Origin of the sequence: Bradyrhizobium sp. IC4060, from assembly GCF_020193715.1 — a bacterium.
Classification (GTDB): Bacteria; Pseudomonadota; Alphaproteobacteria; order Rhizobiales; family Xanthobacteraceae; genus Bradyrhizobium; species Bradyrhizobium yuanmingense.
Map to the genome: position 1 here is coordinate 46,522 of NZ_JADYVJ010000021.1, position 22,446 is coordinate 68,967.

Below are 22,446 nucleotides of genomic sequence, written 5' to 3' on the forward strand. Positions count from 1 at the left end.
AAACATGACTGTCTCGAAGCTCGGACGCATCAGCCGCCGTTCGCTATTGGTGGGGGCGAGCGCCGTACCTCTCTGCGCGATTCTGACCCGTCCAGCGTCTGCCGCCGAGTTCGTCTACAAGTTCGCAACCGGACAGGACCCGACCCATCCGGTGAACGTCCGCGCGCAAGAGGCGATCGACCGCATCCGCGAAGCAACCAGCGGCCGGCTGGAGATCAGGCTGTTCCCGGCCAATCAGCTCGGGTCCGACACCGAGCTGCTGACCCAGGTTCGCAGCGGCGGCGTCGAGTTCTTCAATCAATCCTCCTCGATCCTCGCCACTCTGGTGCCGAGCGCGGGCATCGTGAACACCGGGTTCGCGTTCACCGACTACGACAGCGTGTGGAAGGCGATGGACGGCGACCTCGGCACCTACATCCGGGCGCTGATCGCCAAGACACCGATCATGGCGGTCTCGAAGGCCTGGGACAACGGCTTCCGCCAGGTGACCTCGTCCGGCCGCGAGGTGCGCACCCCGGATGATCTGAAGAATTTCCAGATCCGCGTTCCGCCCGCGCCGCTGCTCACTTCGCTCTTCAAGGCGCTCGGCGCCGGCCCGACGCCGATCAACTTCAACGAGGTCTATTCCGCGCTGCAAACCAAGGTCGTCGATGGCCAGGAGAATCCGTTGCCCATCATCGCGACCGCGCGCCTCTATGAGGTGCAGAGCACGTGCAGTCTAACGGGGCACGTCTGGGATGGCTACTGGATCCTCGGCAACAAGCGCGCCTTCGAGCGCCTGCCCAAGGACGTGCAGGAGATCGTGACGCGCGAGCTCGACCGCTCCGCCGTCGATCAGCGTGCCGACATCGCGAAGCTCAGCCAGTCGCTGCGCAACGATCTCTCGGCCAAGGGCCTCAAATTCATCGACGTCGATCGCGCCGCCTTCCGCCAGGCCCTGTCCAAGACCAGCTTCTACGCAGACTGGAAGGGCAAATTCGGCGAGGAAGCATGGTCGCAGCTCGAAAAAGCCGCGGGCCAGCTATCATGACCAGCGTGAGCCATCCGCCCCCCGTCCATGCCGGTGTGGCGGCCAGCGCCCCGCAGGCAGGCCGGCGCAGTTGGGTGATAACGGCGAACACGGTGCTTGGTCATGTCGTGGCGGTTCCGGCAGCACTGCTCGTGCTGGCGGAGATCGCTGTGCTGTCTGCCGGCATCGTGGGGCGATACGTGTTCCGCTCGCCGATCATCTGGTCCGACGAGCTTGCCGGCATTCTCTTCCTCTGGCTCGCCATGTTCGGTTCCGTGATCGCGTTCCAGCGCGGTGAACACATGCGGATGACGGCTATCGTTGGCGTTCTCAGTGCGGAGCATCGCGCGTTCCTAGATGTCGTCGCGGCCGCAGCATCGCTGGCATTTCTTGCGCTCGTTGTCTGGCCGGCCTACGAATTTGCGGCCGACGAGGCCTTCGTCACGACGCCGGCGCTCGAGATCGTCAACAGCTGGCGCGCGGCGGCGCTACCGATCGGCATCGGCTTGATGCTGATCGCCGCGGTTCTCCGGCTGATCCGCATCGCGAGCCTGCGCAACCTGCTGGCTTCGGTCGCAATGGTCGCAGGCATCATCGGGGCGTTCGTTCTGCTCGCTCCCGTTTTGAAGCCGCTAGGCAATCTGAATCTCTTGATCTTCTTCGTGTTCGTGGTCGGCGCGATGGTCTTCGCAGCCGTACCAATCGCGTTCGCATTCGGCCTCGCCACGGTCGGCTATCTCGCCCTGACGACCAGTACGCCTGACGTGGTGGTGATCGGACGGATGGACGAGGGCATGAGCCACCTGATCCTGCTCGCCGTGCCGCTCTTCGTCTTTCTTGGCCTCCTGATCGAGATGACGGGCATGGCGCGCGCCATGGTCGGCTTCCTGGCGAGCCTGCTGGGCCACGTGCGTGGCGGACTGCACTACGTGCTGGTGGGAGCGATGTATCTGGTCTCGGGCATTTCTGGGTCCAAAGCGGCCGACATGGCTGCGGTGGCTCCGGTCCTGTTTCCCGAGATGCGGCAGCGCGGGGCCAAGCCGGGCGACCTCGTTGCGCTTCTGGCGGCAACCGGCGCGCAGACCGAAACGATCCCGCCCTCGCTGGTCCTGATCACGATCGGCTCGGTGACCGGCGTGTCGATCTCGGCGCTCTTCACTGGCGGGTTGCTCCCGGCCGTGGTGCTCGCGGTCATGCTCGCGGCCGTGGTCTGGTGGCGATACCGCCGCGAAGACCTGTCTCACGTCAAGCGGGCTACCGGCCTGCAAATCGGGCGGGCCTTCGTCATCGCGATACCGGCCATCGCGCTGCCATTCGTGATCCGGACCGCCGTCGTCGAAGGCGTCGCGACGGCAACGGAGGTCTCGACCATCGGCATCCTGTACTCGGCCTGTGCGGGTCTCTTCGTCTATCGCCAGTTCGACTGGCGCCGCATCTATCCGATGCTGGTCGAGACAGCCTCCCTTTCAGGGGCGATTCTGCTTATCATCGGCGCGGCGACAGGCATGGCCTGGGCGCTGACCCAGTCGGGATTTTCTGCCTCTCTCGCCAAGTTCATGACCAGCCTGCCGGGCGGGGTACCGGTCTTCCTAGCGGTGACGATCGTGACTTTCGTGATCCTCGGCAGCGTGCTGGAGGGAATCCCGGCCATCGTCCTGTTCGGTCCGCTGCTGTTCCCGATCGCGCGGCAGGTCGGGGTACACGATGTCCACTACGCGATGGTTGTCGTCCTCGCCATGGGCATCGGCCTGTTCGCGCCGCCGTTCGGCGTCGGCTACTACGCGGCCTGCGCCATCAGCCGCATAAATCCGGACGAGGGTATGAAGCCGATCGTGGGCTATATGATCGCGCTCCTGATCGGCACGCTGATTGTTGCCGCCGTGCCCTGGCTATCGATCGGCTTCCTTTGATAACGGGCGAGGCGCCCTCGCGGAAAACATCGCGCGGGCATCCCGTCAGGCGAATTTCGGCAAATGCAACGGCAGGCCGTCACAGGGCATATCGATCTCCTCGACCTGGCCCTTGCCGACCTCCGTCACCCGTAGCTTTCTGCCCTCGAGCGTAAAGGCGCAATTCGTCGGCTGGGCTCCATCCAGGACCAGACGATCGGCGACCTCACCCCGCCGGTCGAGCACCGTGACGTTCTTCTGGTTGTAGACCGTGCAATAGAGCCGGCCGTCCGTTCCGAAGGCCATCCCGTCCGGCCCTTTGAAATCCGGATTGGAATCCGGCTGCAGGACGTTGCCGAAGACAAAGCGTTTCGGCGCTGCCTCGCCGAGCACGTCATATCGATAGATCTCGCCGGTGAAGGACGCGTTGGCGTAGAGGTGGTTGTCGGGGCCGAAGGCAATGCCGTTGGTGAAGCGGATCTTGCGATCGAGCACGCGGAGCATCTTCATGGCTGCCGGATCGATCTCATACACACGGCCGTCCCAGTCGAAGTCCATATAACCGTCGACGAAGGCCTGGCCGTTGATGAAATCCTCGGCGGCCATTCCGGAGTCGGTCATGTACAGCAATCCGTTCGGACCGAAGCAGAGGTCGTTCGGAAACAGAAACCGGTCCGCGCCTTCGCCCTGCATGCGCCGGACCTCATTTCCGCTTTCGTCGATGCAGATCAGCGCCCTGAGCCCGGCTTCCGCGATCCAGATCCGGCCGTGGCCATCGATCGTCAGTCCATTCGGACGGCCACCCGTCGTTCGGATCACGCGGCGATTGCCGCGAGGATCGAGCCGCGTGACGCAAAGGGTCGAGGCGGACATCTCCGTGACATACATCGAGCCGTCGGGCAGGCACACCGGACCCTCCGGCGCGCCAATTCCCGTTGCAAACAGTCTCGACGCCATTCATCCCTCCCGTTCTCGAATGTTGCTCTCGTTATGCGATGACCAGGCCGCTGGCCGGATCGATCAGCACCACGCGATTGAGGTCGATGGCTAGGTCGACCTGCTCGCCATGGCTGCTGACGTCGTGGGCCTGCAGCTCGGCAACCGCATCGACGCCGCCGATCTTGATGGTGGTGAAGGTGCGTGTCCCCGTCGGCTGAATGAGATCGGCAGTGGCCGAATAGGAGACCGCGCCTTCGCGCAATGGCCCGCCGGCCCGACTGAAGTGCTGGGGCCGAATGCCGACGAGAATCTCTCGCCTATCCATACTGGCCAGCGGCCTCGCCTTCGCGCTCGGAAGCGTCAGTTCACCGCCGGACTGAAACACCACTGCGGCGTCGCGGCCGTTTGTCTTGAGGGTCGCGGGGATGAGGTTGATCGAGGGAGAGCCGAGAAAGCCGGCAACGAACCCCGTGCGCGGCTGCTCGAACAGCTCAAGCGGAGCGCCTTGCTGCTCGATCTGTCCCTCGCGCAGCAACACGATGCGGTCGGCCAGCGTCATCGCCTCGACCTGGTCATGGGTAACGTAGATCATGGTCGTCGTAATCTCGTGATGCAGGCGCTTGATCTCGGTGCGCATTTCGTCACGCAACTGAGCGTCGAGATTCGAGAGCGGCTCGTCGAACAGGAACAGGTCGGCCTTGCGAACGATGGCGCGGCCGATGGCGACGCGCTGACGCTGTCCTCCGGAGAGCTGCCGCGGATAGCGCTGGAGGAGATTGCCGATACCGAGCATCTCGGCGGCTTCACCGACCCGCTTCCTGATCTCGATCTCGGGAGTCTTGCGCGCGCGCAGACCGAAGGCGATGTTCTCGCTGACGGTCAGATAAGGGTAGAGCGCATAGTTCTGAAACACCATCGCAATATTGCGCTCGCGCGGGCGCAGATCGTTGACCACCGCGCCGCCGATGGTGATCGTTCCACCATCCGGATCCTCGATGCCGGCGATGGTTCGCAACAGAGTACTCTTGCCACAGCCGGACGGCCCCACCAGCACGGCGAATTCGCCATCGGCGATGGTGAGATCAACTCCCCTGACTGCATGCACGTTGCCGTAATATTTGTGTACTCCGGACAGCTTGACGTCAGCCACTCCGCTCTCCCTAACCCTTGACTGCGCCCAGCGAGATGCCGCGCACGAGATAGCGCTGCATCACCGAGACCGCGACGAAGATCGGCAACGTCCCCAGGACCGACATCGCCGCGATCTTCGCCCAGAAATTCGATTGGCCGCCGAAATAGTGCGTCAGCATGACCGGAAAGGTGATGACCTCGGTGCGCGTGAGCACGAGTGCGAACAGAAAGTCGTTCCAGGCGAACACGAAGGTGAAGACCGACGTCGCCATGAGGCCGGGGCGAACCATCGGGAAGACGACCTTCCAGATCACCTCCCATCGATTTAGGCCGTCGACGAGAGCGCTTTCCTCGAGCTCCAGCGGCACGTCGACGATGTAGCCGCGCATCATCCAGATCACGTAGGGAAGATTGAAGGCCGTGTAGAGCAGGATCAGCCCGAAATAGCTGTCGACGAGGCCGAAATACACGTAGATCAGGAAGATCGGGAAGACGACCGCAATCGGTGGGATCATGCGCTGGGAGATGATCCACATCGCGAGGTTCTCGCCGCCGGTGCCGAACCTGGCGAGGCTGTAGGCGCAGAGCGTCCCGAGAACGATTGCTATGCCGGAGCTGACGCCGGCGACGATCAGGCTGTTCAGGATCGCCAGGACGTCGCCATCTTTGAACAAGACGTAATAGTTTGAGAACTGGATCTGTCCGGGAATCCACAAGGGTGGGACGTGGTAGATCTCGTCCGCTGTCTTGAACGAAATCATGAACAGCCAGTAAACTGGAAACAGGAACAGCAGGGTCACGACGCAGGCGCCGAGATAGCGGACGGCGAGAATACGGGTTTTTCTGGCCGGAAGCCTGCCGATCCTCATCGCGCAAGCTCCATGCGCTTGAGGACCAGGGTCGTGATCAGCGTCAGCAACGCAATCACCAGGAAGGAAATCGCGGCCGTGTAGCTGGTCTCGAATTGCGAGAAGCCCTGCACATAGGTGTAGAGCGAAATGGTCTCGGTCATCGAGCCCGGCCCGCCTTCGGTGAGGGCCCAGATGACATCGAAGATGCGAACCAGATCGAGGCCGCGGATCAGGCAGGCGACGGCGATCACGGGCGCGATCGCCGGCAGAACGATCGCGCGAAGCACGCGCAGGTACGACGCCCCATCGATCTCGGCAGCCTCGAGCTGCGACTGGTCAACATTCGATAGTGCGGCGAGCAGCAGCAGGAACATGAACGGCGACCACTGCCAGACCTCGCAGATGATGATCGCCGGATAGACGAAGGCGGGATTGACGGTCCAAAGGATCCGCACTTGCTCGCCGGCGAAGAAACTCAGAATCTGGCCAATCGGTCCGAAGCGGACGTCGAACATCAGACGCCAGGTCGCACCCGCGACGATCGGAGAGATCACCGTCGGAAGCACCAGCAGCGCGACGAAGAGCTGTCGACCCGGCATGCGATCGATGAAGAGTTGCGCCATCAGGAACCCGATCAGCAGCTCCAAGGGGAGGGCGATCGCGGTGATGATGGCGGTGTGGCCGAGCGAAGCCCAGAGGCGGGCATCCCTGAACAGCTCCGCATAGTTCAAGAAGCCAACGAAGGAGGTGTCGTTCTCGGTCATCGTGATGCGCTGGAAGCTCACGATCAGCGAGTAGATCAGAGGGAACAGGCCGACCAGGAGAAGAATCAGAATGGCCGGCGCAACGATGAGATAGGGCAGGCGGTCCTCGAGCATGCGCCCGAAGCGGCTGGGGCGGCGCTGCTCGGCGCCATTGAGGTTCACAGAAACTGTCATCATCAGTCCGGAAAACGGCACCGCACGGGAGGGCGATGCCTCCCGTGCGGTATCCAGTCAGTTATTGCGGGTAGGCGCCGGGCTTTGCGGCCCAGACCTTGTAGACGGCTTTCTGGTTCTCGACGCCGACCTTCTCGGTGATGGCGTCGAATTGTTGCGCCATGCGATCGAGAATGGCCTTGGGATCTTCACCGGCCCAGAGGCTCGAGATCGCCTTGGTCATTGCCTCGTCGTACTTGTCCTGTTGCAGCAGCGACAGGTCGAGCAGCCCCTTCTCGCCGGACGTCTTGATGGTGTCGAGATAGGCGGCAGCGTCAGGCCAGAGCGCACGATACTTCTCGCTCGCGTAGTGCGAGAGCCGGAACGGATCGCGCAGCGTATAGGGCAGCTGGACGCGCTCGAGGCTGGTCTTCTTGCTGTTCAGCCACTGGATGAACAGATACGCGGCCTCCTTGTTCTTGCTGGTGGCCGACACCGACAAGTCGAAGCCGACGCCGAGCTCCGGGCGACCGAGAGGCGTGAGCGCGTAGCCGACCTTGCCGGCGACCTGCGATTTCGGCACCCACTTCAAAGCTTGCTCGCCCGAGCCATAGCCCGCGGCCCAGCGGCCGTAGGGCGGCCAGGAGATCGTCATCGCGGTCGTGCCCTGAAGGAACGCGGCGAGGTTGTCGACGAAATTCCACTGCTCCACGCCCGGCGGCATGAACTTGTTCTCCGCCACCATCTGCTTGAACACCTTGAGACCGACCTCGCCATTCACCGCGGCCTTCATGGTGTCGGCATTGAAGAACTTGCCGCCTTCCATGCGGAAGCGCTCCTGGAACATGTATTGCGGATAGGGCGCGGTACGGAAGAATCCGGCGCCGTAGACCTTCGGCGCCATCTTGTCGGTGATGAACTGGCCGATTTCGTCGAACTGCTTCCAGTCCTTTGGCGGGGCAAGCTCATAGCCGAACTTGGCCTTGAACTCGTCCTTCATCTTCGGATCGTCGAAGATGTCCTTGCGGTAGTAGAGCAACATAACGTCGCCGTCGTCCGGGAAGCCGTAGATCTTCCCGTCATACTGCATCTGGTTATCGCGGTACGCGGCCGCGATGTCCTGCAGCTCGTCGCGGTAGCCGAACTTGTCAACATACTTGTCGAGAGGCTCGAGCGCGCCTGCACGCGCAAGATCGGGCATCCAGGACGGAATGACGTTCAGTGCGTCATAAGCTCCGGCGCCCGATTTGAAATCCTGCATGATCTTGGTGAACATCTGGTCGGTCGGCACTTCGACCACCTTCACCTTGATGCCGGTGAGCTTCTCCCATTGCGGACCCGAATAGTTCAGCGGGTCGAGCGACTGGAGGCCAGCCTCCCAGACGATGCTGATCGTTGTACCCGCGTACTTCTTCGCGGCTTCCACCGCTGTGTCGGCGGCATCCTTGTCGGCAGCCAGCGCCGAACCAGCAGCCAGCGTTAGCACTGCAGCCGCGCCGAGAAATGTCCTGAACTTCATCCCTTCCTCCTCCTCTCCTGAGCGTCCGGAGTCCAGCAGCAGAGCCGGCTTCGGAGCGCTTCTCACGTGATCTCTGCCCGGTTAGCCAGCCGCCGGCGTGAACGGACGCTGTCGGCGGCGATCCTGGCCGAGAGAAACAAATTCATCTATGTCGAGGATTTGCAGCGCAGGCGCATCGCGGGTCCGGGCTTGTCGCCCGCAACCTGAATGGACGCCAGCTGGCGTTGTAGAAGCACGTATCCTCCCCAAAACGCTCGAGAGCGTTGACTTTGGGGCTAGTCTGCGTCGAGGCGGAACTGGTCGACAAATGAGAACTTTGCAAGCATCGGTGAACCGCAGTCACCTATCTGCTGAGGTCTCTCGGAAGCAAAGCGAGCCAATCATGCGGTTGCTAGATCGGGCAGGAGAACAGGCTCACAGGACTGTCCAGACGCAATGCTCGCGCAAGCTCGCGCCGGTGCAATCGTGGCGGAACAGGCCGCGCTTCAGGACAGTGGTCGCGGGCGCGGCGCCATTTCCGAGTCTAGGATCAGTCGGCCGTCGAGACGGCCATCCAACCGCTTCACGTATTCCGAAGCTTCCTCCATATGCGCCTTCATGAGCGCGCGCACGCGCTCGCTGTCGCGTGCACGGGCGGCCTTGGCGATCTCCATGTGAATCTTGACGTTGGCGCATCCAAATCGCGTGTGCTCTTCCGGAGGCGTCTGGGTGCTGAAGACAACCAGCCGACGGAGCATCTCGTTGATCAGCTCGCATGCGAAGCGCAGGAAGGGATTGGGGTTTGCTGCAGCCAGGATGTCGTGAAAGTCGAGATCCGCCTGGCGTTGACGAACGAGAAGGGACGGGTCCTGCGAGGCCGGCTGGCATGTTTCAATGTTCTGCTCGAGCGCGTCGAGCTGCTCGTCCGACAGAAATGGCACCGAGCCGGCAGCCAGTTCCGGCTCCAGCAAGCGCCGGGCCGCATAGATGTCCTCCATGCTGACCTCTTTGAAGAACAGGTAGTTCTGCAACAGCTGAAAGGTGCGCTCGAGCGGGACCTCCATGATCGTCGCCCCGCCGGTCGGGCCGGTGCTGATGGTGATCAGTCCCTGCACCTCGAGGGACTTGAGCGCCTCGCGGATCGTGCTCTTGCTGACCGAAAACAGCCGCTGAAGCTCTTTCTCCATCGGAAGCTTGTCGCCCGGACGGAGATTCTTCTGGGTGATCAGCTGCTTGATCTCTTCGGTAACGAGGTCGGCGCGCTTTTGAATTTTCAGCCGGCCCCCCGGCCGCGGCAATTTTTCTAACTCCATCGTCATTCCCGAATTCTCCAAAGCTACCAATGAGTTCCAAGGTTGGTTCTGGCGGGAACTAGGCGTGTGGCCAGAGAAAGACCCGACTCATTGATTGACACTTTTCTCATAATAGGCATATTCATGCAAATCCGGTTTATCATGATAAATAGAATAGACCGGTCGGATGAGGGGAGCGAGCATGTCGATCGGGCAGAACATCCCGGAAATCTGGGCGGCGATTCACACCCCCTTCGACGCCTCCGGTGCCATCGACGAGGCCGGAGTCCGCCGGAACGTCCGCCACTACATCGCAACCGGATTGGCGGGCGTGTTCTGCAATGGGCTGATCGGCGAAGTCTGGTCGCTCACGCTGCAGGAGAGAAAGCGTGTCATAGAGGTCATTGCGGACGAGGCGGGGGGGCGCCTTGGGATTTCCGTGGTGATCTCGGGTCCCTCGGTGGAAGAAACCATCGATCTCGGCGAGCACGCGCGCCGGCTTGGCGTCAGCCACGCGGTGCTCATGGTCCCAACCTCCGGGCCGCGATCCCCTGCGCAGCAGTTCGCGTATCTGCACCACATCTGTGTCCGGTTGGAGATGCCGATCGTCATCTTCAACGCGCGAACCGCCGCGGGCAGTCCATTGGATCCCGGCGTTTTCACGCAGCTCTGCTCACTACCCAATCTCAAGCTGCTGAAGACGACAGGCAACGCAGCCGAGAACGCGGCGCTTCGCCAGGCTGCGCGAAACGGCGTGCTGGTGTCGGACCCGCTGGAAGAGAACTTCTTCGCCAACATGCAGACCGAGAGTCAGTCGATCCTCTATGCTGACCCCGAGCCTTACCTCTATCAACGCGGCGAGTTTCGCCCGATCGCGGACTATGTGGCACTGCTTGCGGCCGGACGGACGGACGAAGCAGCACGCATCTGTGCTTCACTCGCGCCGCAGCGGATCATCTTCAACAAATGGATCATGGACCCGCTGAAGCGCGGTCACATGCCGAACGCAGCGGTCAAGCATTGGTGCGATCTGATCGGCCTTGCCGGCGGCGCCGTGCGCTCGCCGGTCACGCCGCTGTCCGCTGCTGAAAGACGGGAGCTGGAAGCCGATCTCATCGCATGTGGTGCGCCCGGCCTGCTGTCCACCGCCGAGCGAATTTCGTCGTGACTTGTGCTGATTGCAATCTTCAATGGAGAGGAACATGACTTTGAGGCCTGTCGACCGTCGCTCGGTACTCCAGATGCTGGCCGCTGCCGGCTCCGCACCATTCGTTCTCAAGAGTACCTTTGCCCGCGCGGAGACGCCGCTCACGGTCGGAGTTCTGTACTCCGGTTCCAAGCAGGATTACGGCTTCAACCAGTCCCACGCGCAGGCCGCCGCGGCGCTCAAGAAACAACCCGGCATCAAGGTGATTGAGGAGGAGCGCGTTCCGGAAACGATCGCGGCCCAGCGCAGCATGGAAGGCATGATCCGTCAGGACGGCGCTCAACTCATCCTGGCGACGTCCTTTGGCTACTTCAAGCCCCACGTTCTGGAGATGGCGGCAAAGTATCCGGACGTCACCTTCGCTCACACCGGCGGCGTGTGGACGGCGGGCATGACCGAGAACATCGGCACGTTCTACGCCTACATCTTCGAGGCGCAGTACATTTCGGGAATCGTCGCCGGCCACATGACGAAGAGCAAGAAGCTCGGCCTCGTCGCGGCGAAGCCGACTCCCAACCTTCTGCGCAGCATAAATGCGTTCGCGATTGGCGCGCGCTCGGTCGATCCGGCCATTCAGGTGCAGGTCATCTTCACTGGCGACTGGGTGCTTCCTGTGCGCGAGGCCGAAGCGACGAACACGTTGGTCGACCAGGGGGCCGACGTCATCGCCGCCCAGGTCGATAGCCCGAAGGTCGTGATCGAGACGGCGGAGAAGCGCGGCGTCATGTCATGCGGCTACCACTCGAGTCAGGCCGATGTGGCTCCCAACGGCTATCTCACCGGGGCCGAGTGGAACTGGATCACGCCCTACCTCGTCTATGCCGGCAGCGTGCGTGGCGGCAAGAAGCCGGAGCACTATCTCCGTGCCGGGCTTGGCGATCATTTCGTCAAGAACAGTCCTTTTGGAAAACTTGTTACGCCTGAGGCGCGCGCAGCGGCCGAGACGGCGCGGGCAGACCTCATCGGCGGTACGCGCGTGATCTATAGTGGCCCGCTCAAGGACAACAAGGGCAACGTCGTCATCCCTGCCGGAATCATGCAGAGCAGCAACGACCGTGCGCTCGACGGCATCAATTATCTTGTCGAAGGCATCATCGGCCAAGTGTAGGAGGCGCTCTTGTCTTCGATCTCCGGAATCGAACCCGTGCCTTCGAAGCCGCTGGTAACCGCAGCTCAACTGAGCGTGGCCTTGCCTGTCCTGGCGGTGCTGCTTGCGTCGGCTATCTTCGCGGCGTTCGTGGCCTTGTACGGACAGAACCCCGCCACGGTGTTCGGTCTGATCGTCCAGGGCGGCTTCGGTAGCAGCTTCGCCTGGCAGGATACCTTGTCACGCGCCGCTCCTTTGGTACTCGTGGGGCTGGCCGCCGCGATTCCCGCGCAAGCGGGGCTGGTGATTATCGGCGGCGAGGGGGCCTTGGTGCTCGGCGGGCTCGCGGGTGCCGTTGTGACGTTGCCCTTCGCGGGAGCGCACGCGCTTCCCATGCAACTCCTGATGTTGCTGGCCGGCGCCTTGATCGGAGGGCTCTGGTTCGGTCTGGCGGGTGTGCTCCGCCAATATCGCGGCGTCAACGAAACGATATCTAGCCTGCTGCTGTCCTATATCGGAATCGCCGTCTTCCACCACTTGACCGAAGGCATGTTGCGCGATCCGGCAAGTCTCGACAAGCCGTCGACCCACCCTATCGATCCGTCCTACATGCTGCCGACGCTGCCAGGTGTGGGCGTTCACGCCGGCCTTGCCGTCAGTCTATTGCTGGCGATCGCCGCACATGTCGTGCTCCGCTACACGCGTTGGGGTTTTGCGCTGCGGGTGGTCGGCGGAAGTGCCCGGGTCGCGAGGATGATGGGCCTTGCCGTCAATCGCTGGATCATCGGTGCCTCGGTCGTGGCAGGTGGTATGGCGGGAATTGCCGGCGCCATCGAGGTGGCGGCCGTGCAGGGGACGGCCAACTCCTCACTCATCGTCGGCTACGGCTATAGCGGAATCCTCGTCGCATTCCTGGCGCGGCACCAGCCGCTTGCGATTGTCGCTGTCGCGCTGTTGATCGGCGGCATGCAGGCAAGCGCCAGCCTGCTGCAACGACGTCTTGGACTGCCGGATGCGACAATGCTGGTGTTTCAGGGGCTGATCTTCGTCTGCGTCCTCGTCGCGGATGCAATTGCGCAACAACTCCGAGAAACGACGCGGAGGTAAAGGCATGGACGGTACATCAATCGGCTGGCTTGCGCTGCCGCTCGCGATCCTGGGTGGGGCGATCCGTGTGTCGACACCCTTCATTTTCGTGAGCATCGGTGAGCTGATCACCGAGAAATCGGGCCGTATCAATCTGGGCCTCGAGGGCACTCTGATGCTCGGTGCCATGGCGGGGTACGCGATCTCTTACCTCTCCGGCTCGCCCTGGCTCGGCGTGCTTTCGGCCGGACTTGCCGGAATGGCATTCGGGCTGCTGCATGGCCTTTTGTGCAGTGTGAAGCGCGTCAATGACACCGCGATCGGCATCAGCCTGATCGTGCTAGGGACGGGCCTCGCGTTCTTCCTGGGCAAACCCTTGATCGAGCCCAAAGCGCCGCCGCTTCCCTCGATTGGACTCGGGTTTTGGTCGACCGTACCGCAGGTGCGAGCTGCGCTGGACGTCAACGCACTGTTCTTCGTCGGAATTGCACTGGCTTTTGCGGTCTACCTTTTCCTGAACAGGACCGGCTGGGGGCTGATGCTGCGTACGGTGGGAGATAGCGAGGATGCCGCACGCGCGCTTGGCTTTCCCGTACTGCGGGTACGAATCATCGCGACCATGGCGGGCGGCTTTCTCGCCGGCATCGGCGGCAGCTTCCTGTCGCTTTCGTATCCGGGAAGCTGGAGCGAAGGCCTGTCGAGTGGCCAAGGCATCATGGCCGTCGCGCTCGTCATCTTTGCGCGCTGGCGTTCGGTCAACGCGCTGGGCGCATCGCTGCTGTTCGGCGGGGCGGGCGCTCTCGGTCCTGCGCTCCAGGGCATTGGCGTGACCGGCTATTACTACCTGTTCAATGCAGCCCCCTACATCCTGACGCTGGCGATCATGGTTGCCTCGACGTCGCGCGCCGCTCCGTTCGCCGATGCGCCGGGCGAACTCAAGCTGCACCGGTGAGAAGCGCCGTGACGGGAATTCATCCTGGGAGGATAGTCCGATGACCGCTCCGCAAGTCGAGCTCAGGAACATGACGAAGCGTTTCGGAGCGAATCTCGCTTTGAACAACGTGTCGCTACTGATCCGCTCGGGCACCGTCCATGCGCTGCTAGGGGAGAACGGCGCCGGCAAGAGCACGTTGGTCAAATGCCTCGTGGGCTTTTATCATCCGGACGAGGGTCACATCCAGGTGGATGGGCGCGAGCACCGGCTAAACTCGCCGAAGCATGCCGATGCGCTCGGCATCGGCATGGTGTATCAGCATTTCACTCTCGTGCCGTCGATGACGGTGGCGCAGAATCTCGTCGTCAGCGGTGCGAGATTGCCGGCCTATATCAACTGGCAAAGCGAGCTGAGGCGGCTGGCCGAAGTCACCAAGAAGCTTCCGTTTCACGTGCCACTCGATGTACGCGTCTCGCAGCTCTCTGCGGGCGAGAAGCAGAAGGCCGAGATCGTTAAACAGCTCTATCTCGGGCGCAAGCTACTCATCCTGGACGAACCGACGTCGGTGCTGACGCCGGCAGAAGCCGATGAAGTGCTCGGCCATGTTCGCAGCCTGACACGGACGGGCGTACTCAGCGCCATCCTGATTAGCCACAAGTTCCATGAAGTGCGCCGATTCGCCGACGACGTGACGGTATTGCGTCGAGGCGCGTCGGTGAGAACGGGCGCCGTCGCCGATTTGACGGACGACGCTCTGGCAGAAGCTATGATCGGAGAGCCCGTCAGCAAGATAGTGCAGCACGCGCCGAAATCGCCGCCGAGGTCCGATATTATCCTCTCCATCAGCGACCTCCGCGTGAACGGCGACAATGGTCTTCCCGCTGTGAAAGATCTCTCGCTCGAGGTGCGGGCAGGGGAGATTGTCGGGATTGCCGGGGTATCCGGAAATGGACAGTTGGAGTTGGTCGAGGCCCTGATGGGGCAGCGGGATCGAAGCGGTACGATGACCGTGTCCGGCTCGCCGTTCAACGGTACGCGAAGGGAAATCGCCCGCCTCGGCGTCTATGGACTGCCGCAAGAGCCCCTGAAGAACGCCTGCATCGACCGCATGTCGCTGGCCGAGAACCTTGCCCTGCGTAATTTCGATCGGGTGCCGCTCTGCCGTGGTATCGCAATGAACTACGGCGCGCTCGCCCAGCAGGCCGAGAGGCTGGTCGCTCAATTTCGTGTCAAGGCGCCTAGCCTGACCGCAAGCATGAGCACGCTGTCCGGTGGCAACGTGCAACGGGCCGTACTGGCGCGGGAGCTCACGCAGGACGTTCGCCTGCTGGTCGCGTCCAATCCAACGTTCGGGCTTGATTTCGTTGCGTGCGAAGAAACGTACCGCCGGATCCTCGAGGCGCGGAATCGCGGAACCGCAGTGCTACTCATCTCGGAGGATCTCGACGAGTTGCTTGGCTTAGTCGACAGGGTCCTCGTCATGAGCGCGGGTCGCATAGTCCATGAAGTGTCAGCCGAAGGCGCCGACAAGCGCGTGATCGGCAAATACATGGCGGGAATGAAAGCGGCCTGACTCGAGGGCGCGCATCTGACCAAAATCAACAGGGAGACGTTCGTGGTCACGCAGATCAATCATTTCATCGATGGCAAGCAGGTCCCGAGCGGCACTGAACGCAGTTTGCCCGTCTTCAACCCGGCAACGGGTGAGCAGACGGGCCGTGTTGTGGCCGCCAACGCGGCCGTGGTGGCGGACGCGGTATCCGCCGCGAAGAGGGCGGCGCAGGGTTGGGCCGACACGACGCCTCTTCGGCGTGCACGCGTCCTCAATCGCTTTCTGCGGATCGTCGAGGATCGCGCAGATCAGCTTGCCGACGTAATCGTCTCCGAGCACGGCAAGGTTCACTCTGACGCTCTCGGGGAAGTTCAGCGCGGAATGGAGGTGGTCGAGTTTGCCACGGCCGCTCCGCAGCTCCTCAAGGGCGAACTCACCGAGAATGTCGGTACCCGCGTCGACAGCTATTCTACTCGCCAGCCGCTCGGTGTTGTCGCCGGAATCACGCCTTTCAATTTCCCGGTCATGGTTCCGATGTGGATGTTCCCGGTGGCTCTCGCCTGCGGAAATGCGTTCATTCTGAAGCCGTCTGAGCGCGACCCATCGGCGTCGCTCATCATCGCGGAGTGGCTGAAGGAAGCCGGTCTGCCGGACGGTGTGTTCAACGTGGTGCAAGGCGACAAGGAAGCTGTCGATGCGCTGCTGCATCACCCAGATATTTCGGCGATCAGCTTCGTGGGCTCCACGCCTATCGCGCAGTACATCTATTCGACGGCCGCGAACACCGGGAAGCGCTGCCAGGCGCTGGGTGGCGCCAAGAACCACATGATCGTGATGCCCGATGCCGACATGGATCAGGCGGTGGATGCGTTGATGGGGGCCGCCTACGGTTCCGCCGGCGAACGCTGCATGGCGATCTCGGTTGCCGTGCCGATCGGCGAGGGGACGGCGGATAAGCTGATCTCTGCGCTCGAACCCAAGGTCCGAGGCCTGAAGGTCGGGCCGGGTACCGACCGCGAAGCGGAGATGGGGCCTCTCGTCACGAGGCAGCACCTGGAGAAGGTAAGGAGCTATATCGATGCCGGTGTCGCCGAGGGTGCAAAGTTGCTGGTCGACGGACGCAAGTTCAGGATGCAGGGCTATGAGAATGGTTTCTTCGTGGGCGGTACCCTGTTCGACCATGTCAAGCCGAACATGAAGATCTACAAGGAAGAGATCTTCGGACCGGTGCTGTCAGTCCTTCGAGCGCCGGACTACACGACAGCCGCGCGCATGATCAATGAACACGAATTCGGCAATGGCACCGCCATCTTCACACGTGATGGTGATGCCGCGCGTGAATTCGCCCATCAGATTAAGGTCGGAATGGTCGGCATCAACGTTCCGATTCCGGTGCCGATGGCCTTTCACTCCTTCGGTGGATGGAAAGCATCGATCTTCGGCGACCACCACATGCACGGCCCTGAAGGCGTCCGCTTCAATACGCGAATGAAGACCGTGACCAGCCGCTGGCCGACAGGAATACGAGCAGGTGCTGAATTTGTCATGCCAACCATGTCATGACGGCGTCTCGAAGCTGCATGTTTCTCTTTCTCCCAAACTGCGAGGGCCCTCGGCCCTCGTTTCTTTTTCGGGCCATTTCATTGGCCGCAGTCTTAGAGAAATGATCGAGTCTGCGCAGACAGTTGTGCAAGCGCAGTGCGGACAGGAGTGCGATTCTTCTCCAGATTGCTTGCTCGCTCGAATATGGCGAAGCTGAAGTTTCGGTACCGGCGCGATATCGCATTGTACAACCTAGGGAATTGGCGCACCCGACACCGGTTCGAACGTGTGACCTTGCGTTCGGAGCGCAACGGTCGGCCGACGCGCGACGCGCCCGGTGCTTTCCGAATAGAAGCTGCGCAGCCAGTGGAGATAGTCTCCGCGATTGCGGCTGGCTACACGAACGTGACGACAAACATGCGCCACGGGAAACGCGATTCCACTGGCTCGAACCCCTGACACATAAGCCATAGCGGCGCGCAGCCCCGAACACTGGAAAAAAAAGGAGCGGGAATGACTGTTACATCGAGAATTATCAACAGCTTAGATGGTGCCCCAAGTACGGCCTGCACCTGCCGCTTCATCGTCAGGGCGACGTCTACCAGCGTGAAGGCATCGATCTCGACGTATCGACGCTCGCGGACTGGGTAGGTGCCTCCGCGGTAACCCTGATGCCTCTGGTCGACGCGATCCGGAGCCATGTCTTCGCAGCCGAGCGCATCCACGCGGACGACAGTGTGCTGCAGGAGCACACGGAAAGGATGATCGAAATAATCTGAAAATCTGTCTGCACAAGCTGTGGCAGCGATGAGGGTAGGCCCCTCGGGATCGACTTTCAGGAGTAGGTCTTAAATCACTTCAAGCGGCTTCGCTTAAGAGGCGCGGTCGTGAGCGTTGACCCGAACCGGCCGGCTCTGACCTACGTGCGCGACGAACGTCCGTTTGCCGGCCCAGACCCGCCGGCGGCAATGTTCTTCTACTCGCCCGACCGTGGCGGTGCGCATCCGGAGCAGCATCTGGCAGGCTATGCCGGACTGATGCAGGCCGACGCCTACGCCGGCTTTGGCAGGCTCTACGAGGCCAATCGCAAGGGCGGCCCGACCATCGAGGCCGCGTGCTGGGCGCACGGCAGACGCAAGTTCTTTGGTCTCGCGCGGCTCGGCAAGGCGCCGATCGCGGCCGAGGCGGTCAAGCGCATCGATATTCCGTTCGCCATCAAGCGCGAAATCAATGGTTTTACTGCGCAGGAGCGTTTGCGTGTGCGCCAGGAGCGTAGCCGGCCCCTGATCGTCGAGCTGGAGTCGTGGTTGCGCGAGCAGCGCGCCAAGCTCTCCAGGAACAACGATACGACCAAAGCGATCAAATACTGTCTCAACCGCTTGGATGCATTTGGCCGCTTCCTTGATGACGGACGGCTTTGCATGACGAACAATGCTACTGAGCGTGAGCTACGGGTGGTCGCCGTGGGGCGAAAAAATTGGACCTTCGCCGGGTCCGATGAGGGCGGCCGGCGTGTGGCTGCCATCTACAGTCTCATCGCCACCGCCAAATTCAATGACATCGACCCGCAGGCTTGGCTTGCCGATGTGCTTGGCGCGCCTGCCGGATCACCCTACCAAGCGCATTGACGAACTGCTGCCTTGGAAGTGGCAGCCTCAAAGCGTCGCTCACGCCGCTTAAGTGCGATCAGCCTTCCGCCAAAAACGGCCTAGCCGGGGGCCGTCGCCGGATGCGTACCCATGATGCCACCGCCCCGCTTTCAAGCTTACGCTCAAGCTTTGCAAGATCATCGCTCACGGTTGGGAATTGCGCACAACGACACACGAACCCGCAACGTGAGAAAGTAGCATTGCTCGCGCTCTTACGTAAGAGTTTACGATCGAGCCAAATGCGGTAGGGTCAGTTCACCTTTACCCGCCGCAACCGAGAGGTTCAATTTCTCGGCGGCAGCGCCGAGCACCGGCACGGAAACGGCACTCTCCCGCGCTAGGCGCACAGCACACTCAATATCCTTTGCAGAATTCGCAATAGAGATTGCCAATACATCTGGTTTCTCACCCAGCAGAAAGGCCGCGAAAGCTTGGAATATCCCGCTGTTTGTGGAGCCGCGTCCGACCAAAGAGCGGAGGGTTACAAGATCCATCTCAAGACTATTAGCAAATTGGCAGACCTCGGCGGCGACCGCAGCTATGCCCATAGTCATGCTGTTGTAAACAAGCTTGAGCTTGTGGCCGTCTCCAACATCTCCAGCATGCATAACGGTCTCGCAAAATGCAGCGAGAATGCGTTCAACGATAGGAAAGAGCTTTGGATCCGAGCCAACCATCGCGTTGAGAAGGCCGAGTTCCGCTTGTTCGGGGCTCCGTGTTACCGGTGCATCAATAAAGCTTAGACCTAGCTTTTCGGCTGTTTTGGCCAATGCAATCGTCGAAGCAGGGTAAGAGGTCGTGCAATCGATTATCAAACCGCCTTGGGACATATGGACAAACAGTCCATCTTGCTCCAGGCACACCGCCTCAACTTCACGGCTGGATGGTAAGGACAAAATGACGACGCCTACATGCTGCGCCAACTCAGCGATCGAAGTATGTTCGCGGGCCCCTGCACGAGTTAGACGATCAGCACCACACCGGTTCTTGTTGGCTTTGATATAGAGCTCGCATTGGCGACGTAATAGGCTGATGCCTATACCTGTTCCCATGCGCCCAGCTCCGATTAGGCCTATGCTCTGCTTGATCGTATTGGGAGAGGCGTATGCTGATGATCCCTTGCTCATGATTCAGCATTCCGAAAAAAGCCATGCCCTTGTAGGATGGGCAATAGCTCGTGATGGTTGTTGATGGTGTAATCTGGACGCGCGGCTTCCAGGCGCGCCGCCGAAACAAATCCACCTGTAATGGATATGCTTGTCAGACCGAGATTGCGCGCAATATCAGTCTCGACGGGCATATCGCCGATGATGAAGGTTGAGGACGGATTCAGGTTGTACCTGTGCATATAAAGGCGAAGCCGCTCTCCTTTGCTCATCGATTTGTACTGCGTGGCGCGGCTTTCAAAGGCGAGCACATCGGTGATGTAGTTATCAACTCCAAGTCTCCTCAGCTGGGATTGTAGAGGCACGACTATATGGTTGCTAACGATGATGAGTAGAGCGGATTCCCGGCGCGCTAACTCGAACACTCTGCGCGCCCCCTCACGTAAATCGGCTTTTTCCGCAAGAGGCTCGTATGTGTCGTGGAACAGTGCGCCCTCGTCACGCTCTACTGCCGCAATCTCCTCCTGCGACATTCCAAGGCTACGAAAGAGACGAGAGAGGGGGACATCACAATGCTCTCGAAAGGTGTCTATATCGATGCGCGGATGACCAAAATGGCCCAAAATTACATTGGTCGTTTCGAGCAGCGCGTACGTGTCATCGAGCAGTGTTCCGTTCCAGTCAAATACGAGGGCGGGTTTCATGATCCTGACCCCAGACAAGGATTAACAGGAAGAGCGGCCAGCAACGTCTCCAAGCTTCTGTCCGCGCGCTGCCGTCCAGCGGGGGTCGGCATCTCGAACGTGAAGGGTGACAAATCGATGCCCTCTAGCCTGTCGGCCAGTACGGATACTAGGGCGCGGAAGGGCAGATAAGTTATTGTCGCTGCTTGGATCGCTGTCGCAATGTTGCTTTCAATGGTTCTGAGGACTGGCAAGTCCATCCTGTGGAAGCGAAGGCACTGGGCGCGCAGTTCAGGCGGCAGTCGCTTCAATGCCTGCCAGAATGCGAGCTCATCTAGCGTTTCAATACCCATGCCGTAGTAGTTTGGAGCAACTATAGGTGGCGAACCGATCGCCCAATGTACGGCTCTGGCTCCGGCGGCAAGGAGCATTGTTGTGACGGCCTGGCTGGTATCGCCTCGAATGAGTGCCTCGTCGACGACTACTATGGTCCGTCTAGCGACGGCAGGTTCCGACACCCGATACTTCTGAGCGATACGAGCTTGCCGGCCCCTGGGTCTGCCGAGGAGCGTTCGCTCCAGAAAGTGCGTTGCAACTACGTCATCACGCTCGGCGAGCACGCCCTGTTCGGCGAGAGAGTCAAACAGACCATCGGCGTACGGCCCCCCAGTATTTGGCATGGAGGACACGATTGGCGGCGTCACGAGTGGCTCTGCTTGAACCCGCTCGGCAACGATTCTCCCCAAGGCGAGCCCGATGCTGTAACGGGTATGAAGATGTGAATGGCCCTCGACCGACGTGTTCGGACTTCCCAAATAAAGAGTTTCGTAGGCGCAGAGTTTGGCCCTATATCGTCGGCTGTTCAGGGCATGGTCAACGCTGTCGCCCGTCTTCGCGTCCACACGCTGTATGCTCCCAGGCAAGAGCTGCTGGGTCTTACCTTTCAAGCCGGCGAAGGCACAATTCTCAGAGGCAAAGAGCAAAAATCCGTTGTCCGTGCGCATAGTCTCCAATGGTCGCAAACCACTTCGACTGCGGTATGCAACAAGATTTCCGTCCCTATCTATCAAGAGCGCGCTGATGGCGCCGTCGACACGATCATCAATTTCGCGAAAGATGGCCTCGTAGTTTGCGGGTAAACCGTGGCGCCAGTAGTCTCGTTCACAAAAGCGTTCAATCCACTTTAGCAAGAGATCGGAGTCTGTGTTGGCGTCTGTCAGTTGCTCGTGCGCCAATAATTCGTCCCTTAGTTCATCAGCATTGACAAAAGCACCATCCAGAGAAATTGCAAAATAGCCGCTAATGCCTGTACCGGCGGGAATTGGCTGCATATCGCCATCACCTCCAGATCCACAGGATCTGCTACGGATCTGCGCGATTGCAACATGAGGCCGAAAGCGCGGATCTTGTTCGATGCAGTCAATGCGTACTGAATTATCGGCCGATTGAAATGCCCTTCCATATCGGATCCCACGCTCTTGCATGAAAGCAGCGACTACGACACCTGCTTGCCCACGGAGTGCAAGTGTCGGAATCATAGTCTTCAACTGATTTACAACACGCGGCGATGGTTCGGTTGAAGAGCAGAGAAACGCACCGGCGACACCGGACATATAGTCACCCAATTTTTTAAGGAGCCGATCTGGCGGGTCGTTTCCATGCCTAATGTGCTTATGAAGCCGGGACTTCGCTTCATCCTTAAGCAAGCGTCGTACCATTGCTTCGCCACCTCGAGATCGCGAAGAATTGGGATAAGTGCCATTTTAGTCGGGCAACGATTACTATGGGTCGTTCAGGTCCAGACATTTTGTCGGAGATGGTACAAGGTCGTACGAAAAGCACCACGCAGGGCGGCGCCCTCCGGAGCCCAGAGACAAAGTCTGCCGCGAGCTCGGGTGCCAGGCAGTTTCCTCGGACATGTGCAAGCCGCCCGAGGCTTTCTGATTTGTAAGCGTCGTTCTCAGGCCACGGCTTTGAGGTCGTGACGGCAATAAGCCCACGGAAGCAGCTCATCGATGTTGCTGTTTGGATGGCCGTTGACGATCCTGGTGAAGGCATCGGTCAGATAGGCAAG

19 protein-coding genes and 1 pseudogene are annotated in these 22,446 nt (G+C 60.8%); 10 read left to right on the plus strand and 10 right to left on the minus strand.

The features are described 5' to 3' along the window. The first annotated feature begins 4 nt into the window (after positions 1-4). Together I6F16_RS34850 and I6F16_RS34855 are read left to right on the plus strand one after the other, a co-directional pair. On the plus strand, positions 5-1,030 hold the full coding sequence (locus I6F16_RS34850; RefSeq protein ID WP_225125202.1) for a TRAP transporter substrate-binding protein: 1,026 nt from the start codon (positions 5-7) through the stop codon (positions 1,028-1,030). After that, positions 1,027-2,919 carry a TRAP transporter large permease subunit gene (locus tag I6F16_RS34855; protein WP_225174439.1) on the plus strand — a complete coding sequence of 631 codons (1,893 nt, stop codon included), beginning with the start codon at positions 1,027-1,029 and terminating at the stop codon, positions 2,917-2,919. Before I6F16_RS34850 ends, I6F16_RS34855 begins: the two co-directional genes overlap by 4 nt. A gap of 45 nt (positions 2,920-2,964) precedes the next feature. On the opposite strand, the gene I6F16_RS34860 is transcribed toward I6F16_RS34855, so the two are convergent. The 6 genes from I6F16_RS34860 to I6F16_RS34885 all read right to left on the minus strand — a co-directional run bounded on the left by I6F16_RS34860 (position 2,965) and on the right by I6F16_RS34885 (position 9,532). Next, positions 2,965-3,855: an SMP-30/gluconolactonase/LRE family protein gene (locus I6F16_RS34860; RefSeq protein ID WP_225174440.1), complete on the minus strand. Its 891-nt coding sequence runs from the start codon at positions 3,853-3,855 to the stop codon at positions 2,965-2,967. A 31-nt stretch (positions 3,856-3,886) separates the two neighbouring features. Then, positions 3,887-4,987, minus strand: a complete 1,101-nt coding sequence (locus tag I6F16_RS34865) for an ABC transporter ATP-binding protein (RefSeq protein ID WP_225174441.1) — start codon at positions 4,985-4,987, stop codon at positions 3,887-3,889. A 10-nt stretch (positions 4,988-4,997) separates the two neighbouring features. Further along, positions 4,998-5,837 carry a carbohydrate ABC transporter permease gene (locus tag I6F16_RS34870; protein WP_225125208.1) on the minus strand — a complete coding sequence of 280 codons (840 nt, stop codon included), beginning with the start codon at positions 5,835-5,837 and terminating at the stop codon, positions 4,998-5,000. Then, complete coding sequence (locus I6F16_RS34875) at positions 5,834-6,757, minus strand: sugar ABC transporter permease (protein ID WP_225174442.1); 924 nt, start codon at positions 6,755-6,757, stop codon at positions 5,834-5,836. Before I6F16_RS34875 ends, I6F16_RS34870 begins: the two co-directional genes overlap by 4 nt. Positions 6,758-6,818: 61 nt before the next feature. Beyond that, the gene (locus tag I6F16_RS34880; RefSeq protein WP_225174443.1) at positions 6,819-8,255 is read right to left on the minus strand and encodes a sugar ABC transporter substrate-binding protein; all 1,437 of its coding nucleotides are present in this window, start codon (positions 8,253-8,255) and stop codon (positions 6,819-6,821) included. Positions 8,256-8,740: 485 nt separating this feature from the next. After that, complete coding sequence (locus I6F16_RS34885; RefSeq protein ID WP_225174444.1) at positions 8,741-9,532, minus strand: FCD domain-containing protein; 792 nt, start codon at positions 9,530-9,532, stop codon at positions 8,741-8,743. A gap of 196 nt (positions 9,533-9,728) precedes the next feature. On the opposite strand from I6F16_RS34885, the gene I6F16_RS34890 reads away from it, so the two are divergent. The 8 genes and pseudogenes from I6F16_RS34890 to I6F16_RS34925 all read left to right on the plus strand — a co-directional run. After that, positions 9,729-10,694 (plus strand): dihydrodipicolinate synthase family protein, encoded by a 966-nt coding sequence (locus I6F16_RS34890; RefSeq protein WP_225174445.1) that lies wholly within the window; start codon positions 9,729-9,731, stop codon positions 10,692-10,694. Positions 10,695-10,728: 34 nt separating this feature from the next. Next, positions 10,729-11,841, plus strand: coding sequence for a BMP family ABC transporter substrate-binding protein (locus I6F16_RS34895; protein ID WP_225174446.1), 1,113 nt, complete (start codon positions 10,729-10,731; stop codon positions 11,839-11,841). 9 nt (positions 11,842-11,850) lie between these two features. Further along, positions 11,851-12,927, plus strand: coding sequence for an ABC transporter permease (locus I6F16_RS34900; RefSeq protein WP_225174447.1), 1,077 nt, complete (start codon positions 11,851-11,853; stop codon positions 12,925-12,927). A 4-nt stretch (positions 12,928-12,931) separates the two neighbouring features. Continuing rightward, positions 12,932-13,858: an ABC transporter permease gene (locus I6F16_RS34905; RefSeq protein WP_225125409.1), complete on the plus strand. Its 927-nt coding sequence runs from the start codon at positions 12,932-12,934 to the stop codon at positions 13,856-13,858. A 40-nt stretch (positions 13,859-13,898) separates the two neighbouring features. Next, positions 13,899-15,413, plus strand: a complete 1,515-nt coding sequence (locus tag I6F16_RS34910) for an ABC transporter ATP-binding protein (protein WP_225174448.1) — start codon at positions 13,899-13,901, stop codon at positions 15,411-15,413. Between the two features lie 42 nt (positions 15,414-15,455). Next, entirely contained in the window at positions 15,456-16,955 is a 1,500-nt protein-coding gene (locus I6F16_RS34915) for a CoA-acylating methylmalonate-semialdehyde dehydrogenase (protein WP_225174449.1), read from the plus strand. A gap of 545 nt (positions 16,956-17,500) precedes the next feature. After that, on the plus strand, positions 17,501-17,713 hold the full coding sequence (locus I6F16_RS34920) for a transposase (protein WP_276573244.1): 213 nt from the start codon (positions 17,501-17,503) through the stop codon (positions 17,711-17,713). A gap of 138 nt (positions 17,714-17,851) precedes the next feature. Then, positions 17,852-18,614 (plus strand): annotated as a pseudogene (locus I6F16_RS34925) (IS66 family transposase); the annotation flags it as partial. Between the two features lie 193 nt (positions 18,615-18,807). Here the strand turns inward: I6F16_RS34925 and I6F16_RS34930 are convergent. The 4 genes from I6F16_RS34930 to I6F16_RS34945 all read right to left on the minus strand — a co-directional run. Further along, positions 18,808-19,710, minus strand: coding sequence for an NAD(P)-dependent oxidoreductase (locus I6F16_RS34930; protein ID WP_036008306.1), 903 nt, complete (start codon positions 19,708-19,710; stop codon positions 18,808-18,810). Continuing rightward, positions 19,707-20,393: an HAD family hydrolase gene (locus I6F16_RS34935; protein ID WP_036008303.1), complete on the minus strand. Its 687-nt coding sequence runs from the start codon at positions 20,391-20,393 to the stop codon at positions 19,707-19,709. The genes I6F16_RS34930 and I6F16_RS34935 overlap by 4 nt, the downstream gene beginning before the upstream one ends. Beyond that, positions 20,390-22,090 carry a hypothetical protein gene (locus tag I6F16_RS34940; RefSeq protein WP_346656596.1) on the minus strand — a complete coding sequence of 567 codons (1,701 nt, stop codon included), beginning with the start codon at positions 22,088-22,090 and terminating at the stop codon, positions 20,390-20,392. Before I6F16_RS34940 ends, I6F16_RS34935 begins: the two co-directional genes overlap by 4 nt. A 242-nt stretch (positions 22,091-22,332) precedes the next feature. Then, positions 22,333-22,446, minus strand: a 114-nt coding sequence (locus I6F16_RS34945; protein ID WP_225174422.1) for a transposase domain-containing protein, incomplete at its 5' end; no start/stop codon positions are given.

Coding starts and splice junctions, on each gene's coding strand:
- I6F16_RS34850 (WP_225125202.1), top strand. CDS start 5: ATGACTGTCTCGAAGCTCGGACGCATCAGCCGCCGTTCGCTATTGGTG.
- I6F16_RS34855 (WP_225174439.1), top strand. CDS start 1,027: ATGACCAGCGTGAGCCATCCGCCCCCCGTCCATGCCGGTGTGGCGGCC.
- I6F16_RS34860 (WP_225174440.1), bottom strand. CDS start 3,855: ATGGCGTCGAGACTGTTTGCAACGGGAATTGGCGCGCCGGAGGGTCCG.
- I6F16_RS34870 (WP_225125208.1), bottom strand. CDS start 5,837: ATGAGGATCGGCAGGCTTCCGGCCAGAAAAACCCGTATTCTCGCCGTC.
- I6F16_RS34875 (WP_225174442.1), bottom strand. CDS start 6,757: ATGACAGTTTCTGTGAACCTCAATGGCGCCGAGCAGCGCCGCCCCAGC.
- I6F16_RS34880 (WP_225174443.1), bottom strand. CDS start 8,255: ATGAAGTTCAGGACATTTCTCGGCGCGGCTGCAGTGCTAACGCTGGCT.
- I6F16_RS34890 (WP_225174445.1), top strand. CDS start 9,729: ATGTCGATCGGGCAGAACATCCCGGAAATCTGGGCGGCGATTCACACC.
- I6F16_RS34895 (WP_225174446.1), top strand. CDS start 10,729: ATGACTTTGAGGCCTGTCGACCGTCGCTCGGTACTCCAGATGCTGGCC.
- I6F16_RS34905 (WP_225125409.1), top strand. CDS start 12,932: ATGGACGGTACATCAATCGGCTGGCTTGCGCTGCCGCTCGCGATCCTG.
- I6F16_RS34910 (WP_225174448.1), top strand. CDS start 13,899: ATGACCGCTCCGCAAGTCGAGCTCAGGAACATGACGAAGCGTTTCGGA.
- I6F16_RS34930 (WP_036008306.1), bottom strand. CDS start 19,710: ATGAGCAAGGGATCATCAGCATACGCCTCTCCCAATACGATCAAGCAG.
- I6F16_RS34935 (WP_036008303.1), bottom strand. CDS start 20,393: ATGAAACCCGCCCTCGTATTTGACTGGAACGGAACACTGCTCGATGAC.
- I6F16_RS34940 (WP_346656596.1), bottom strand. CDS start 22,090: ATGGTACGACGCTTGCTTAAGGATGAAGCGAAGTCCCGGCTTCATAAG.